Source organism: Massilia sp. YIM B02763, assembly GCF_030412015.1.
Taxonomy (GTDB): Bacteria; Pseudomonadota; Gammaproteobacteria; order Burkholderiales; family Burkholderiaceae_D; genus Telluria.
In genome coordinates this window covers 36,561-52,322 of the sequence record NZ_JASNRD010000023.1, presented here as the reverse complement: position 1 = coordinate 52,322, position 15,762 = coordinate 36,561, and the positions used below count along the sequence as shown (strand labels likewise).

Annotated in this window: 17 protein-coding genes; 8 read left to right on the top strand and 9 right to left on the bottom strand. The window is 64.9% G+C overall.

The window, feature by feature from the left end; all coding sequences use genetic code 11:
• The first annotated feature begins 72 nt into the window (after window positions 1-72).
• Window positions 73-1,434: a M23 family metallopeptidase gene (locus QPK32_RS22615; protein ID WP_290415038.1), complete on the top strand. Its 1,362-nt coding sequence runs from the start codon at window positions 73-75 to the stop codon at window positions 1,432-1,434.
• Between the two features lie 117 nt (window positions 1,435-1,551).
• Window positions 1,552-2,655 carry an anhydro-N-acetylmuramic acid kinase gene (locus tag QPK32_RS22610; RefSeq protein WP_290415037.1) on the top strand — a complete coding sequence of 368 codons (1,104 nt, stop codon included), beginning with the start codon at window positions 1,552-1,554 and terminating at the stop codon, window positions 2,653-2,655.
• Between the two features lie 399 nt (window positions 2,656-3,054).
• Here QPK32_RS22610 and QPK32_RS22605 read toward each other — a convergent pair whose 3' ends face one another.
• Together QPK32_RS22605 and QPK32_RS22600 are read right to left on the bottom strand one after the other, a co-directional pair.
• Window positions 3,055-3,462, bottom strand: coding sequence for an Imm63 family immunity protein (locus QPK32_RS22605; RefSeq protein ID WP_290415036.1), 408 nt, complete (start codon window positions 3,460-3,462; stop codon window positions 3,055-3,057).
• A gap of 550 nt (window positions 3,463-4,012) precedes the next feature.
• Window positions 4,013-4,918 (bottom strand): LysR family transcriptional regulator, encoded by a 906-nt coding sequence (locus tag QPK32_RS22600; protein ID WP_308632645.1) that lies wholly within the window; start codon window positions 4,916-4,918, stop codon window positions 4,013-4,015.
• Between the two features lie 118 nt (window positions 4,919-5,036).
• Between QPK32_RS22600 and QPK32_RS22595 the strand changes: the two genes are divergently transcribed.
• On the top strand, window positions 5,037-5,672 hold the full coding sequence (locus QPK32_RS22595) for an NAD(P)H-dependent oxidoreductase (protein WP_290415034.1): 636 nt from the start codon (window positions 5,037-5,039) through the stop codon (window positions 5,670-5,672).
• Between the two features lie 343 nt (window positions 5,673-6,015).
• Here the strand turns inward: QPK32_RS22595 and erpA are convergent, their stop codons facing one another.
• From erpA to argC, 3 genes are all read right to left on the bottom strand, one after another.
• Window positions 6,016-6,390 (bottom strand): iron-sulfur cluster insertion protein ErpA, encoded by a 375-nt coding sequence (gene erpA, locus QPK32_RS22590; RefSeq protein ID WP_290415033.1) that lies wholly within the window; start codon window positions 6,388-6,390, stop codon window positions 6,016-6,018.
• Window positions 6,391-6,445: 55 nt separating this feature from the next.
• Window positions 6,446-6,856 carry a polymer-forming cytoskeletal protein gene (locus tag QPK32_RS22585; protein ID WP_290415053.1) on the bottom strand — a complete coding sequence of 137 codons (411 nt, stop codon included), beginning with the start codon at window positions 6,854-6,856 and terminating at the stop codon, window positions 6,446-6,448.
• A gap of 166 nt (window positions 6,857-7,022) precedes the next feature.
• Window positions 7,023-8,060, bottom strand: a complete 1,038-nt coding sequence (gene argC, locus QPK32_RS22580) for an N-acetyl-gamma-glutamyl-phosphate reductase (protein WP_290415032.1) — start codon at window positions 8,058-8,060, stop codon at window positions 7,023-7,025.
• A gap of 184 nt (window positions 8,061-8,244) precedes the next feature.
• Here argC and QPK32_RS22575 point away from each other — a divergent pair, with 184 nt between their 5' ends.
• A complete protein-coding gene (locus QPK32_RS22575; protein WP_290415031.1) occupies window positions 8,245-9,264 on the top strand; it encodes an SDR family oxidoreductase in 1,020 nt (339 codons plus the stop codon).
• Window positions 9,265-9,334: 70 nt separating this feature from the next.
• On the opposite strand, the gene rpsI is transcribed toward QPK32_RS22575, so the two are convergent.
• Complete coding sequence (gene rpsI, locus QPK32_RS22570) at window positions 9,335-9,727, bottom strand: 30S ribosomal protein S9 (protein ID WP_028102305.1); 393 nt, start codon at window positions 9,725-9,727, stop codon at window positions 9,335-9,337.
• 9 nt (window positions 9,728-9,736) lie between these two features.
• A complete protein-coding gene (gene rplM / locus QPK32_RS22565) occupies window positions 9,737-10,165 on the bottom strand; it encodes a 50S ribosomal protein L13 (protein ID WP_290415030.1) in 429 nt (142 codons plus the stop codon).
• Window positions 10,166-10,450: 285 nt separating this feature from the next.
• On the opposite strand from rplM, the gene QPK32_RS22560 reads away from it, so the two are divergent.
• The 4 genes from QPK32_RS22560 to QPK32_RS22545 all read left to right on the top strand — a co-directional run bounded on the left by QPK32_RS22560 (window position 10,451) and on the right by QPK32_RS22545 (window position 14,321).
• A complete protein-coding gene (locus QPK32_RS22560; RefSeq protein ID WP_290415029.1) occupies window positions 10,451-11,890 on the top strand; it encodes an alpha/beta fold hydrolase in 1,440 nt (479 codons plus the stop codon).
• Between the two features lie 21 nt (window positions 11,891-11,911).
• Entirely contained in the window at window positions 11,912-12,646 is a 735-nt protein-coding gene (locus QPK32_RS22555) for an ATP-binding cassette domain-containing protein (RefSeq protein ID WP_290415028.1), read from the top strand.
• Window positions 12,643-13,824, top strand: coding sequence for an ABC transporter permease (locus QPK32_RS22550; protein WP_290415027.1), 1,182 nt, complete (start codon window positions 12,643-12,645; stop codon window positions 13,822-13,824). Before QPK32_RS22555 ends, QPK32_RS22550 begins: the two co-directional genes overlap by 4 nt.
• Before the next feature lie 74 nt (window positions 13,825-13,898).
• On the top strand, window positions 13,899-14,321 hold the full coding sequence (locus QPK32_RS22545) for an OsmC family protein (protein WP_290415026.1): 423 nt from the start codon (window positions 13,899-13,901) through the stop codon (window positions 14,319-14,321).
• 122 nt (window positions 14,322-14,443) lie between these two features.
• On the opposite strand, the gene coq7 is transcribed toward QPK32_RS22545, so the two are convergent.
• Complete coding sequence (coq7, locus tag QPK32_RS22540; protein ID WP_290415025.1) at window positions 14,444-15,091, bottom strand: 2-polyprenyl-3-methyl-6-methoxy-1,4-benzoquinone monooxygenase; 648 nt, start codon at window positions 15,089-15,091, stop codon at window positions 14,444-14,446.
• A gap of 34 nt (window positions 15,092-15,125) precedes the next feature.
• Complete coding sequence (locus QPK32_RS22535; protein ID WP_290415024.1) at window positions 15,126-15,581, bottom strand: hypothetical protein; 456 nt, start codon at window positions 15,579-15,581, stop codon at window positions 15,126-15,128.
• Window positions 15,582-15,762: the final 181 nt, after the last annotated feature.

Below are 15,762 nucleotides of genomic sequence, written 5' to 3'. Positions count from 1 at the left end.
ACAACAAGAAGCAAAATAACAACAAAGTGGTGTTGGTCTAGGCTGTTCAAGCGGTAAATTTTAACTGATTGCATGAACCCTATACAGAAAATCACCGGCAAGCGCTGGTTCGGCCTTGCCGAGACGAGCCGCAAGACCCGCATCGTTGCCGGCGGCACTGCAGCACTGGCCCTGTGCGCGTTCGGTGCCACCGCAGTCGCCCCGATCGCGCCCGATCCCGCCGACATGCCGGTCAAGTCGATCTCCCAGGACCTGCAACTGCCGAACCTGGCCGACCAGATCGCCGCCCTCCAGCAAGACGAACAGCAATTCATCCGCGAAGAACGCATCCGCCCGGGCGATTCCCTGGCTTCCGTGTTCACCCGCCTCGGCATCGAAGACCAGCAAGCCCAGGCCTTCGTCCGCTCCGACAAGACGGCCCGCGCCATCCTCTCCCTGAAAACCGGCAAGCGCGTGCAAGCCGAGACCGACGAAAACGGCATGCTGCTGACGCTGCGCGCTACCGTGCCGTCGAACAGCAACGAATTCAAGACCATCACCGTCACCCGCAAGGGCGAGAAATTCGTCTCCGACCTGGCCCCGGCCCAGCTGGAACGCCGCGTCGAGATGCGTTCGCGCGAGATCTCGACCTCGCTGTACGCCGCCACCGACGCGAATACCGACGGCGCCCAGATCCCGGATTCGGTGGTCAACCAGATCATCGAGATGTTCTCGACCAATATCGACTTCCGCGGCGACCTGAAGCGCGGCGACCGTTTCAACGTCGTCTACGAAACCTTCTGGATGGACGGCGAGATGGTCAAGACCGGCCGCGTGCTGGCGGGCGAGTTCATCAACCGCGGCGTGGCCTACCAGTCCGTCTGGTATGAAGACCCGGTCACCAAGCAAGGCGGCTACTACAGCCTGGACGGCAAGTCGCTGAAGAAAGCCTTCCTGAAATCCCCGGTCGCGTTCAACCGTATTTCCTCGGGCTTCTCGATGCGCGTGCACCCGGTGTTCGGCACCTGGAAGCAGCACAAGGGCGTCGACATGGCCGCGCCGTCGGGCACCCCGATCCGCGCTTCCGGCGACGGCACCGTGGACTTCGTCGGCGTCTCGAACGGCTACGGCAACATGGTCGTCCTGAAGCACTGGTCGAACTACAGCACCGCCTACGGCCACATGAGCCGCTTCGCCTCGAACCTGCGCAAGGGCCAGAAGGTCGCCCAGGGCGACGTGATCGGCTACGTCGGTTCCACCGGCTGGGCCACCGGCCCGCACCTGCACTACGAATTCCGCATCGGCGGCCAGGCAACGGACCCGATGAAGCTGAAGAACCTGCAGCAACAGCCGCTGACGACGGGCGAACTGAACCGCTTCCGCACCGCGGCGGCCGACATGTCGCACCGCTTCTCGCTGCTGACCCCGGCCGGCGGCGCGATGGCTGCCCGCTGATCCGATCCAGCCCCGACAAGAACGCCTTGCCCCGCCCGCGGAGCAAGGCGTTTTGCTTTTGGAGCCCCGTCGGGTGGGCACCATGCGCCCACCCGACCAATATAGATAGAACAGACCATGGCTGCTTCCACTCTCTACATCGGCCTGATGTCCGGCACCAGCCTGGACGGCGTGGACGGCGTGCTCGCCGACTTCTCCGGCCGTGGCATCCGCACGCTGGACGCCGCCTTCGCCCCCTTCCCTGCCGAATTGCGCGCCGAGCTGATGGCCTTGCAAGCCGCCAGCGCCAACGAGCTGGAACGCGAAGCGCTGGCCGCCAACGCGCTGGCGCACTGCTACGCCGAGTGCGTGCAGGCGCTGCTGGCCAAGGCGCCGGGCCCCGTGCGCGCCGTCGCCGTGCACGGCCAGACCATCCGCCACCGCCCCGAACTGGGCTTCACGCGCCAGACCAACAACCCGGCCCTGCTGGCCGAGCTGACGGGCGTCGACGTGATCGCCGACTTCCGCAGCCGCGACGTCGCGGCCGGCGGCCAGGGCGCCCCGCTGGTGCCGGCCTTCCACGAAGCCCGCTTCGGCAAGCGCGGCCAGGTGCGGGTGGTGGTGAACATCGGCGGCATCGGCAATATCAGCGTGCTGCACGGCGACGGCCGCATCGGCGGCTACGACACGGGACCGGGCAACGTCCTGATGGACTTGTGGATCGCCCGCCACCTGGGCAAGCCCTACGACGAGGACGGCGCCTGGGCCGCCAGCGGCCGCGTCGACAACGCCCTGCTGCACACGCTGCTCGACGAACCCTTCTTCCGCCAGCCGCCGCCCAAGAGCACGGGCCGCGACCTGTTCCATGCCGACTGGCTCGACGCCAGGCTGTCGCGCCATCCGGGCCTGGCCCCGGCCGACGTGCAGGCGACGCTGACGCGTTTGACGGCCGTCTCGATCGCCGACGCGATCCGCCAGGAAACGGGAGGACAGGCCCCGCACGCCGTCTACGTGTGCGGCGGCGGCGCCTACAACGCCATGCTGCTGCGCGACATCGCCGCCGCCCTCGGCGGCAAGGTCCCGGTAGCGTCCACCGAGACGCTGGGCGTGGCGCCGAACCGCGTCGAAGCCCTCGCCTTCGCCTGGCTCGGCTACCGCTTCATGCGGCGCCAGCCGGGCAATCTGCCGGCCGTCACGGGCGCGGCGGGGCTGCGGGTGCTGGGGGCGCTGTATCCGGCGTGATCCGGCAGACGTTACCGCCGGGAGCCGGTGCTCCTGGCCAGTGATGGGCCAACCGTTTCCTTGGGCGAGATATGGCATTCTCACCCTCTGCCTCATTCATGCCAGCGATGCAGAGCATCGTGCCGCATATCGGAACGTGGTCGAGCGCCTTGCCGGAGATAGATTTCAGCGATTACCAAGTTCGGCGCCCAGGACAGCCATGCGATGCACCGGTAGGCAACGGCGAAATCGATACCGATCACTTGGGATAACCGCAGGTATCCACCTATGACGCGGATCGATTCCGAATGTTCGCCCATGGCAGGAGGCGGTCTCTACTGAAGGACCACAATCGACCCATTTCAGACGTTCACCATATGAGGTGCAGCAGACTGTTTTCTCTCCAACAGAAGACGAGTGTCATTGCCCGAACGGGAACTTCTGCAGGATTTGTTCGTGCTCTACTTTCAGCCGTAATCCCCAAGATGGTCTCAAATCTGCCATTAACTTCTCTTGATATGGGAACCACACAGCCCTGCCATCACCAGTCGGCTTTCGATTGCGTAATTCGTACGAAGTGGCCATGATCGAAGTGATCCCCGCAAAAAGCAGGTACAGAACCTCATCATTGTCAAGCCCCGATATCCTTTCAAGCTCCGAGCCACGCTCAGTTACCACGAACTCAAACTTTCCGGACCTCATCTCAACATGGGGCGTCCCATCATGCTGCGGAGACGTATGAAATGCTTTGTAGTATGGCTCTACATCCAGTTGCTCAGCCAATGAACGAAACTCGGCCTCAAGACCGGATAGCGACAGTTTTCCCATCGTAGGTCGTTTTCCGTAACAGGTCGTTTTGATGATCGCAAGAGGTTCGTTTCTGGCCGACTGCTGCCGTTCAATGTACGGCAGTCTTCGACCCGAAGCGAACGAAGTTTTCTATTTCCACTCGTATGACGCGCCACGAATCAATGAGTCAACCGCGCGCTTACTCAACCACGGATACGTCCGCTCTAACTCTTGACGAATCAGTGCATCAGAAGTTTGAAACCTTGGTTCCCGCCAGTACTTCGCATCAGTTACCTCGGCCCAGAGTTCGTTAATAGTCTGTATATCCGAGCTCTCAAGCCCCTGATGCACAAGCACAGCGTGAATGTATTCCCAAGGTCGCCCCCCACTCGTAAAAGCCCCCAAGCGCATCGTTCACCCGACTCCTGTCTGCCATATGCGGTCACCCAGTTCAAGTTGGGAAAGAGGTTGCTCAGCAAAGTCCGCTTCTGGCCGATAGCTGACGGTCTTACGGTTCAGCTTACGAGTCTATTACTTTTATTGCAAGCCGGACATCGTCCGCAGGTCGTCCTTCTCGTAATGCTCTTTATCAGCGAGCCCGCACCGCCGGCTGCACAGGACACGACGCCAACAACATCTCGATCAACGCCCGCGACGCCGCTGACAAGCCGCGATGAGCTGGATAGATGACGGACACGGTACGCGTGCGCCCGCCCAGGCCCGGCAGCACCTCGACGAGGCGCCCGGCCGCCAGGCTGGCTTCCACGAACATGCGCGGACACAGCGCGATGCCCATGCCCTGCTCGGCCAGCCATACCACGCCCAGCGCATCGGTCGACACGGTGACGCTGGCCGGCGGGATCCAGTCGATGTCGCGGCCGCCGCCGCGCAGCTGCCAGGGAATCACTCGGCCGGTGCTGGGGCGGATGAAGGCGAGGCAGCGCTGGCGCGCCAGGTCGTCGAGGCTGGACAGCGGCCCGGCGGCCTCCACGTACTCCGGCGACGCGATCAGGCACAGCGGCGATACCTCGATCGGGCGCGCCACCAGGCTGCTGTTGGGGATGGGACCCGAGCGGATCGCCAGGTCAAAGCCCTCGGCGACCAGGTCGACGAGGCGGTTGCTGATGTCCACCTCCAGCTCGACCAGCGGATAGGCGCGCGCATAGGCGGCCAGCAAGGGCGCCAGGCGCTGCTGGCCGTAGCTGTTCGACACGCTCATGCGCACCTTGCCACTCAGTTGCAGCGTCGTGCTGCGGATGGCCTGCTCGGCCTGCTCGATCTGGCTGAAGGCGACGCGTACGTCGTCGGCATAGCGCCGGACCGCGTCGGTGAGGCTCAGGCTGCGCGTGGTCCGCCTGAGCAATTGGGCACCCAGGCGGCTCTCCAGCCGCGCGACGGCGCGGCTCAGCACCGAAGCCGTGGTCGAGAGTACCACTGCCGCGGCACTGAACGAGCCATGCTCGACCACGCTGAGCAATACTTCGACATCCGACAAGTGATCGAACCTGCGCCCCATCTTCACCTTTCACGAACAAATCATTTGCTGACCTCCTAGTTTATTGCTTGGTGAAGAGGGAATACAATGCTGTCACCCATTATTAACGAGGTCCGCAATGGAATTACTGAATAAACTGCAATGGCGCTACGCCACCAAGGCGATGGATCCGACCCGTCCGGTCGCCGAAGACAAGATCGAACGCATCATCGAGGCGGCCCGCCTGGCGCCGACCTCGTCCGGCCTGCAACCGTATGAAATCTTCGTCATCAAGAATCCGGCCCTGCGCGCGCAGATCCGCGAAGTGGCGTGGAACCAGGCGCAAGTGACGGATGCGTCGCACCTGCTCGTGTTCGCCGCCTGGGACGACTACACGGCCGAGCGCATCAACCACATGTTCGACCTGACCAACGAAGTGCGCGGCTTCCGCAACGAAGGCTGGGAAGCGTATCGCCAGCAACTGCTGTCGACCTATCCGGGCCGCGGCGAGCAGGTGAACTTCGAACACGCGGCGCGCCAGGCGTACATCGGCTTCGGCGCGGCCGTCATCGCGGCCGCCTTCGAGGAAGTCGATGCGACCCCGATGGAAGGCTTCGATCCGGCCGCCGTCGACGGCATCCTGAAGCTGCGCGAGCGCAACCTGCGTAGCGTCGTGATGCTGCCGTTGGGCTACCGCAAGGCCGACGCCGACTGGCTGGTCGACCTGCCGAAGGTGCGCCGCCCGCGCGACCAGTTCGTCACCGAGATCAACTGAACGCGTATCCCGGTAACGCGCACACTGGTGGGCACATGGTGCCCACCCTACGTGAACAGGCCCGTCATTTCTCGTGCACGGCGCTCCATGCCATCTCCGGAGCGCGAACGCATCCACCGCACTCGCTTGCAACGCGAGCTTCTTGAAAGCGACGAGCCACTTCGGCGCTCCCCCCCTGCCGCCTGCGCATCACGCGCAAGGAAAGACGGCCCGCCCCCTGTCGCGTCGCACTCCTGGCCGTTCTGGCCCAGGTACCAATACGGGTCTGGAAATAACAACACCAGAAACGAAAACGGCCGCCGCGGCAATGCCGGGGCGGCCATTCAATGGGACGAAACGTCGATCAGGCGGAGAACGAGGAACCGCAGCCGCAGGTCGAGGTGGCGTTCGGGTTCTTGATGACGAACTGGGCGCCTTCGAGGTCGTCCTTGTAGTCGATCTCGGCGCCGACCAGGTACTGGTAGCTCATCGAGTCGATCAGCAGCTGGACGCCGTTCTTTTCCATCGTCGTGTCGTCGTCGTTGACGATTTCGTCGAAGGTGAAGCCGTACTGGAAGCCCGAGCAGCCGCCGCCCTGCACGAAGACGCGCAGCTTCAGGTCGGGGTTGCCTTCTTCTTCGATCAGCTGGGCGACTTTGTCTGCGGCGCTGTCGGTGAAGATGATGGGCGACGGGATGGTGGTGTCTTGCGACTCTTGCACGTCGGCGACTGCATTCATGGATAAACTCCTGATTGGATTACGGATTTCGTCCATTATAGACCGTTGGCGCAAGTCATGCTGGCGCACCTTCAGGGGCCACCCCGAGGTGGAACACGGGTTCTTCGGTCAGCAATTCGGGCTGGTGGGTCAGCTTGCCCGTGACGAGCGCGCCGCCGTGCATTTCGAGCAGGCGGTAATGGACATCACCATGTATGCGGCCTTTCGGCTGCAATTCAAGTAGCTCGGAGCAATATACGGTACCCGCGATCGAGCCGTTGACGACCAGGTTGGCGCAGCGCACCTCTCCCTCGATGCGCGCATGTTCCGAGACGATCAGCACGCTGTCGGTATCGCCGCCGGCCAGCACGTTGCCGTGCACTTCGCCGTCGATGCGCAGGCCTCCGGTGAAGACCAGGTCTCCTTCGATGCGCGCGGAAATACCGATCAGGCTATCGATTTCGCTTTTTGCGTTACGACCGAACATGGCAATCCCCTCGCAATGAGATCCGGAAAGAAATGGTGCAACGGACAATTTACCGTCCCCCATCCGGCTCGCCTTGATCTGCATCTTGTCGCCAAACCTTGCCAAAAAACAACGCGGCGTCTCCCCCAGGGAAGACGCCGCGTCGATGTGTTGCGGATCGAGCAGATTACGGCAGCAGCGCGATCTGCTTCAGGCCCATGCTTTCCGGCAGGCCGAACATCAGGTTCATGCACTGCACGGCCTGGCCCGAGGCGCCCTTGACCAGGTTGTCCTGCACGACCAGGATCACGACGGTATTGCCGTTGTCCGGGCGGTGCAGCGCGATGCGCAGCATGTTCGAGCCGCGCGTCGAACGGGTTTCCGGGTGCGAGGCGAACGGCATGACGTCGACGAACTCGGCGTCCTTGTACTGCTCCTCGAACAGCTGCTGCAGTGCCTCGTTGGAAATATCCTTGTTCAGGCGCGCGTACAGCGTCGCGTGCATGCCGCGGATCATCGGCACCAGGTGCGGGGTGAAGATCAGGCCGACCTGCTGTTCGGTGTAGCGCTGCAGCTGGGCCGAGGTTTCCGGGGTGTGGCGGTGGCCATGCACGCCGTAGGCCTTGAAGTTGTCGCTCGCCTCCGAAAACAGCGTGCCGATCTCGGCCTTGCGGCCGGCGCCGGACACGCCCGACTTGGCATCGGCGATCAGGCTGCCCGCATCGATGATGCCGGCTTTCAGCAGCGGATAGAAGCCCAGCTGCATCGTGGTCGGGTAGCAGCCCGGGTTGGCGATCAGGCGCGCGTTCTTGATGTCCTCGCGGTTCAGCTCGGGCAGGCCATAGACGGCCTCTTCCAGCAGTTCCGGCGCGGTGTGCGGGATCTTGTACCACTTCTCGAAGGTCGCCTGGTCCTTCAGGCGGAAGTCGGCGGCCAGGTCGATCACCTTGACGCCGGCGGCCAGCAGCTCGGGCGCCTGGGCCATCGCGACGCCGTGCGGGGTGGCAAAGAACACCACGTCGCACTGCTTCAGGTCGGCCTTGTCCGGGCTCGAGAAGGCGATGTCGACATGGCCGCGCAGCGACGGGAACATGTCGGCGACGGGCAGGCCGTCTTCCTTGCGCGACGTAATGGCGGTCAGCTCCGTTTCCGGATGGGCTGCGAGCAGGCGCAGCAGTTCTACCCCCGTGTAACCGGTTCCGCCAACGATGCCAACTTTGATCATGTCTATTCCTTCTTGGTAATAAAGAGTCATTCCCGTACGAGCCCGCAATTCTAGCAGGCTGCTCCCGCTTGTGTTGCATTGCACTGGCTGGCGCCGCCCGTATATTCCCGTGAGGCAGCCGCGCGCGCCGGTCGGGGTGGCAATGCTAGCATCCGCTGCATCGCAACAAAAAACAGGAGAGCGCATGAAGCCGATCGCCGAGCAAGTCGTCGTCATCACGGGTGCGTCCAGCGGTATCGGCCGCGCCAGCGCCCTCGCCTTCGGCGCCAAGGGGGCCCGCGTGGTACTGGCGGCACGCAACCGCGATGCACTCGAGCACGTCGCGACGCAGATCGAGGCCAGCGGCGGCCAGGCGCACGTGGTCGTCACCGACGTCGCCGAGTGGCCCCAGGTCGAGCGCCTGGCCGAGCAAGCGGTGCAACGCTTCGGCCACATCGACACCTGGCTCAACAATGCTGCAGTGAACGAGCACGCCTCGGTACTGGACATGACGATCGAAGAACTCGACCGCATCATCCAGGTCAACCTGATGGGCCAGATCTACGGCGTGAAGGCGGCACTGGGCCCGATGCGGCGCCAGCGCAGCGGCACCATCATCAACATGGGATCGGCGGCATCGAACCGGGCGGTGCCCCTGCACTCCGCCTACGTGGCGTCCAAGCACGGCATCGCGGGCTTCACCGACAGCATCCGGCTGGACCTGATGCGCGAAGAGATGCCGATCACGGTGACGCTGATCCAGCCCGGCTTCCTCGACACACCGTTCTTCCACAACGCCCGTGCCAAGCTGGGCGGGCACCAGTCCAGGCCGATCCCGCCGATCTACGCACCGGAAGTGGTGGCCGAGACCATCCTGTTCGCAGCCACGCACCCGCGCCGCAACCTGGTCGTCGGCGGCCAGGCGGCGATGGCGATCTTCCTGGAGAAGCTCAGTCCGGGACTGGTCGACAAGCTGATGCTCGCGCGCGGCGCCGGCTTCCGGCTGCAGACGGAAAACACGCCGGACGACGGCGTCGACAACCTGTTCGCACCGATTCCCGGCACCGGCGCCGTGCGCGGCACCTGGGGCAATGAAGCGATCGTGTCGAGCTTCTACACGCGCCACATCGAATGCTATCCGAACCGCAAGCGCATGCTGTGGGCGGCGCTGGGTATCGGCCTGGTCGCGCTGGCGCGGCGCGGACCGCCGGGGGCAAGCAGATAAACAAAAAAGCCGCCGGCTTTGCAGCGGGCGGCTTTTTGTTTGGGAGCAGCACCGAGGTGCTGCAATCCAATTAACGCTTCGAGAATTGCTTTGCGCGACGTGCTTTGCGCAGACCAACTTTCTTACGCTCGACTTCACGGGCGTCACGGGTGACGAAACCGGCACGTGCCAGGTCGCCCTTCAGGCCTGCGTCGTAGTCGATCAGCGCGCGGGTGATGCCGTGGCGCACTGCACCTGCCTGGCCGGACTCGCCGCCGCCGTGCACGTTGACCTTGATGTCGAAACGCTCGACGTTGCCGGTCAGTTCCAGCGGTTGACGGATGACCATCAGGCCGGTTTCGCGCGAGAAGTATTCGGCGGCCGGTTTGCCGTTCACGATGATCTGGCCGGTGCCAGCCTTGATGAACACACGGGCCACTGCACTCTTGCGACGGCCGGTGCCGTAGTTGTAGTTACCGATCATGGCAATTCCTTACAGTTCGAGTGCTTTGGGTTGCTGGGCAGCGTGCGGGTGGGTGCCTTCCGCGTACACTTTCAGCTTCTTGATCATGGCGTAGCCCAGCGGGCCCTTCGGCAGCATGCCTTTGACGGCCTTTTCCAGGGCACGGCCCGGGAAGCGCTGTTGCATTTTCAGGAAGTTGGTTTCGTAGATACCGCCCGGGTAGCCCGAGTGACGGTAGTAGGTCTTCGCGGTGGCCTTGGTGCCGGTCACGCGCAGCTTGCCTGCATTGACGACGACGATGAAATCGCCGGTGTCGACGTGCGGAGTGAATTCGGGCTTGTGTTTGCCGCGCAGTCGGAGTGCCACTTCGCTGGCAACACGTCCGAGGACTTTGTCCGTCGCGTCAATCACGTACCAATCGCGCTGGACTTCATGGCCCTTAGCGGAAAAAGTTTTCATGTTGACTTCCTATATATAGGTGTAAATGCTCAAATGGTGGTTCCGCGGGGTCGATGCTGCCGGACTCGCGGACTCGGCCTTATTGTCTTTTCCTGAGCAAATGGAAAGCCTGCGATCATAGCCGATTTTCCACGCACCAGTCAAGCCAGCCGTCGCCTGCCCGCCGCCCTTGGAGGCAGCGCAAGCGGCTTGTTCCCGGAACACTGGATCATGCAATTTTGCAACTTTCAATTGACCGCCAAAAGAATAGCAAACTACTATGATCGGCATCGAAGAGGAGAGCTCGTGAAATCAAGTCCGATCCGGGGAGCGCTGCTGGCGCTCCTGCTGCTGTGCGGCGGCCAGTCCTCGGCGGCGACGCCTGCCGCCGCCCATCCCGAACCGCATGCCTGCCACCTGCCCGGCGTCGAGGAATCCCTGCGTTGCCTGAAGCTGCCCGTGCCCCTGCAGCCGGGCCAGCCGGCCACGCTGTCCCTGCACGTGACGATCGCCCCGGCGCTGCGCGAAGGGGCGCAGCCGGACCCCGTGTTCGTGCTGGCGGGCGGTCCCGGCGAAGCGGGCAGCGACGTGCTGCCCCTGCTCGCCACCGCATTCAAGCGCGTGCGCGCCACCCGCGACATCGTGTTCATCGACCAGCGCGGCACGGGCCTGTCGGGCCGGCTCGAATGCAAGTCCGGTCTCGAGGAAGACGTCCAGCTCAGCGACGACGAGGTCGATGCGGAACTGCGGCGCTGCATCAAGTCCAGCAAGGCGCCGTTCGCGGCCTACACGACAACCAATGCGGCGCGCGACATCGAGGCCGTGCGCCGTGCGCTCGGCTACGGCAAGATCAATCTCTGGGGCGGCTCCTACGGCACCCGTCTCGGCCAGGTGTATGCGCGCGCCTATCCGGCCAGCGTGCGCGCGCTGATACTGGACGGCGTGGCCGCGCCCGAGCAGGTGATCCCCGCCGGCGGGCGCGACAGCCAGGCCGCGCTCGACCGCCTGTTCGAGCAATGCGCCAAGGATGCCGCCTGCCGCGCCGCCTATCCGACCCTGCGCGCCGACTTCGCGGCCCTGGTGGGCAAGCTCGATGCCACCCCGCTCAAGCTGAATTTGCCCGACCCGCGCACCGCGCGCCAGGTCGACGTCACGATGACGAGCGCGCGCCTGCTCGACACGGTGCGCAACATGCTGTACGCCCCGGCCGACGCGCGCCGCCTGCCCTTCCTCGTGCACAGCGCCTTCGCAGGCCGCTGGCAGCCGTTCGTCGCGCGCCGCAACCTGGCCGCCGACTTCGCGCCGGACGCCTCGCCCGCCACGCTGATGCACCTGGCCGTCGTCTGCGCCGAGGACGTGCCGCGCTTGACGCCGGCGCTGGCCGCGCAGGATGCCTCGCCGCTGACGAAGGAGCTGACCGTGCGCATGCGCGGCCTGTGCCAGGCGATGAACGTGCCGGCCGTGCCGTATGTCGCGCCGACGCGCATCGAGGCCCCGGCCCTGCTGCTGTCCGGCGCCCTCGACCCGGTCACGCCGCCGCACCGCGCGGCCAGTGCGGCGCGCCACATGGCGCATGCCCAGCAGCTGGTCGTCGCCAACGTCGGCCACGGCGTCTCGCAGCTCGGCTGCGCGCCGCGCCTGCTGCGCGCCTTCCTCGACCAGCCCGGGAAGCCCGTCGACGGCAGCTGCCTGAACGAGATCCCTGCCCCCACCTTCCAGCTCGGCAGCGCCGGGCCGCAACCGTAAACGTAGACATAACGACGACTTATGATCGAAGCCAACGAAGTCCGCAAGCAGTTCGGTGCCGTGCAGGCGCTCGGCGGGGTCAGTTTCCAGGCGCGCGACGGCCACATCACGGCCCTGCTCGGCCCCAACGGCGCCGGCAAGACCACGCTGCTGCGCACCCTGGTCGGCATGCTCAGGCGCGACCACGGCACCATCCTCGTGGACGACGTCGACCCGGAACGGGATCCGATGCGCGTGCGCGCCAACATCGGCTTCCTGACCGACCAGTTCGGCCTGTACGAGCGCCTGTCGACGCGCGAATACCTGACGTATTTCGGGGAGCTGAACGGCATGGCCGGCAGCGCGCTGCGCGAGCGCATCGACGAGGTGTCGCAGATGCTGTCGATGGACGACATCCTGGAGCGCCGCAGCAAGGGCTTCTCGCAGGGCCAGCGCATCAAGGTCGCGCTGGCGCGCGCGCTGCTGCACCGGCCGCGCCACCTGCTGCTGGACGAGCCCACGCGCGGCCTGGACGTGATGAGCACGCGCGCCGTGCGCCATGCGCTGGCGGCCCTGCGCGACCAGGGCTGCTGCGTCGTCATGGCGACCCACGTGATGCAGGAAGTGACCCACCTGTGCGACGACGTGATCGTGATCGCCAAGGGCCATACGGTGGCCCAGGGCACGCCGCAGGAACTGTGCCGGCGCACCGGCATCGCCAACCTGGAGGACGCCTTCGTGTCCCTGGTCGGCACCGACGAGGGGATCGCCGCATGAAGCCAAGGTTCCTCATCGTCTTCCTGAAGGAGTTCCGCGAAACCCTGCGCGACAAGCGCTCGCTGGGCGTACTGGCGCTGTTCACGCTGATGTACCCGATCATGCTGGGCTACATCCTGAACCAGCAGATCGACCGCGCCACCCGCCCCGAGCGCGAAGGCATCAAGCTGGCCGTCATCGGCGGCGCCCAGGCGCCCACGCTGATGTCCCAGCTCAAGCAGAAGAACATCGAACTGCAGGAGACGGCCGCTCTGGACGAGCCGGCGATCGGCGAGCTGCTGCGCTCGCGCAAGGTCGCCGCCGTGCTGCGCCTGCCGGAGAAATTCGCCGCCGACTACCAGGCCATGCGGCCGGCGCGCATCGAGCTGTGGTACGACACGGCCGCCGATCAGGATGGCCGGCGCGACATCGAGGACGTGCTGCGCGCCTACGAATCGAACATCGCCAGCGCGCGCCTGCTGGCGCACGGCGTGTCGCCGGCCACCATGTCGCCCGTCGACCTGCAGCGCTACGACACCGGCAGCAATGCCGCGCGCTCGGCCGGCGTGATCGGCGGCATCCTCGGCTTCCTGTTCTTCCCCGCCTTCGTGTGCGGCCTGTCGGCGGCCGTCGACAGCACCGCCGGCGAACGCGAACGCCGCTCGCTCGAAGTGCTGATGGCGCAGCCGGCCGCGGCCTGGGAACTGGTCACCGGCAAATGGCTGGCGGCGGCCCTGATCGCCATCGTCGGCATCACGCTCGAACTGATGCTGGCGCATGCGATCCTGTCCTGGCTGCCTCTGGAGGAAATCGGCATGTCCTGGCGCGTCACCTGGAGCGCCCTGCTGCTCGTGTGCCTGGCCTCGGTGCCGCTGTCGCTGTTCGCGGCCGGCCTGCAGATCGCGGTGGCGATGAACGCGAAGTCGTTCAAGGAAGCGCAGAGCGTGCTGACCTTCGTGATGCTGCTGCCGATGATCCCGGGTATCGCCGTGTCCATGCTGGACCTCAAGACGGCCACCTGGATGTACCTGGTGCCGATGCTGTCGAACCAGACGCTGCTGCGCGAGACGGCCAAGGTCGGAGAGCTGGGCATGCTGCCCTTCGTGCTGACCTTCGCCTGCTCGAGCGTGGCGGCGCTGGCGGCGGTCGCCTTCGCCAGCTGGCGCATGAAGAGCGAGCGCTACGTGCTGGCGGTCTGAGGGGCTTGCCAGCGCAAGGATGGGCGCTGGCTTAGAATGCATGTCTTCACACACAATCCACGATGGAGCAAGCGATGGAAGTCAAAGTCAGCTGGAACGGCCCGACCGGGATGAGCTTCCGGGCCGAGACCGGTTCCGGCCACATGGTCAGCATGGATGGGGCGCCCGAGGGCGGCGGCCACAACCTGGCGCCGCGTCCGATGGAAATGGTGCTGCTGGGTACCGGCGGCTGCACGGCCTACGACGTGGTGCTGATCCTGAAACGCGGCCGCGAGGACGTGCGCGGCTGCGACGTGACGCTCAAGGCCGAACGGGCCGACAGCGACCCGAAGGTGTTCACCAAGATCCACTTCCACTTCACGGTCACGGGCCGCAACCTGAAGGAAGCGGCCGTGGAACGCGCCGTCAACCTGTCGCACGACAAGTACTGCTCGGCGTCGATCATGCTGGCCAAGACGGCCGAGATCACGCACTCGTTCGAGATCGTCGAAGGCTGATCAACCGGCACCGCCAAACAACGTCGCCCCTGCGCAGGCAGGGGCCTAATTTCGATGCGCTGTCGTGCCGCATGCAAAATTGGGCCCCTGCCTGCGCAGGGGCGACGGTTTTCGTGCAGCGCTTAGATGTGATACGCGGTCGTCGTCATGACCTTGCCCATCGCCCGCATCAGCATCTTGACCGGCAGCGGCAGTTCGGCCGCGCCCAGAGCCTGGGCCCGGCTGGCGTGCTCGACCTCGTCGTCGCGCATCTGCGTGACGATGGCGCGCGACTTGGCGTCCTGCGGCGGCAGCTGGTCGAGGTGGCTGTCCAGGTGGGTCTCGACCTGGCGCTCGGTCTCGACCACGAAGCCGAGGCTGACGGCGTCGCCCATGCGCGCGGCCACGGTGCCGATCGCGAAGGCGCCGGCATACCACAGCGGGTTCAGCAGGCTGGTCCGGGAACCGAGTTCCGACAGGCGCTGGGCAGTCCAGGCCAGGTGGTCTTCTTCCTCGCGGCCGGCCTGGGCGAACTGGGCGCGCAGCGCGGGCGTGGAGGCCTGCAGGCCCTGGGAATCGTAGAGCGCCTGGGCGCACACTTCGCCGACGTGGTTCACGCGCATCAGGCCGGCGCTGTGGCGCTGTTCCTGTGCATTCATCTCGGCGTCCGGGGCCGCCAGGCCCGGGTTCGGACGGCCGGCCTTGGCCACGCCGCCCACCACGCGCAGCGCCTTGTCCAGGCCGACGATCAGGTGGTCGAGGGGATTGATGTGTCGTGTTGCATCTGCCATGACTTGCCTTGGGGTGTTATTCCACAAGCCTCCATTATATGCCTTCGGGGGCCGCGCCCTGTCCGCCCTGCTTCTGCTGCTGCAGCCAGTCGTGCAGCGGTCCTTCGACCTCGAGCTTCGAGATGTTCTTGGCCACGCCGAGGTTCAGTTCGAGCAGGAAGGGGATCGAATCCTGGGGCACGGCCGGGCAGCAGGACGTGAACGCCTGCACGAAGCGCTCCGACTGCACGATCGGCAGCACCCCCTTGCCGCTCATGAACTGCAGGATGCTGGTGATCGTGTGGCCGCCGCCGATGACGTGGTAGATGAAGCGGTTGTAGTCGCGGTCGACCTGCTTGAAGTCGATGGTTTCCTTGGTCATCAGGCCGGCCAGGTAATGCAGGCCGACGGCGACGCGGAACCAGTCGGTCGACTCGGCCCGGGTACGGCCCTGGCGCGTGACCGCCAGGATCTTGTCCTTGATGAGGGTGTCCATGCCTGCATTATGCATGTTTACCGCCTTCGCGGCCGCGTGTTATTTCGGCCAATGTTGACAAAGTGGACAGAGTTTTTACTGTCGCGTATTCTGTCAGCGCGTTTCCCCTGCGTCCTGTCCCGCTTTTTTGCACTCTGGGCGGGCAAAATGCCCGTGTATCGCATGGCTGCTGCCTCGACCGTTCGTTTTTAATACA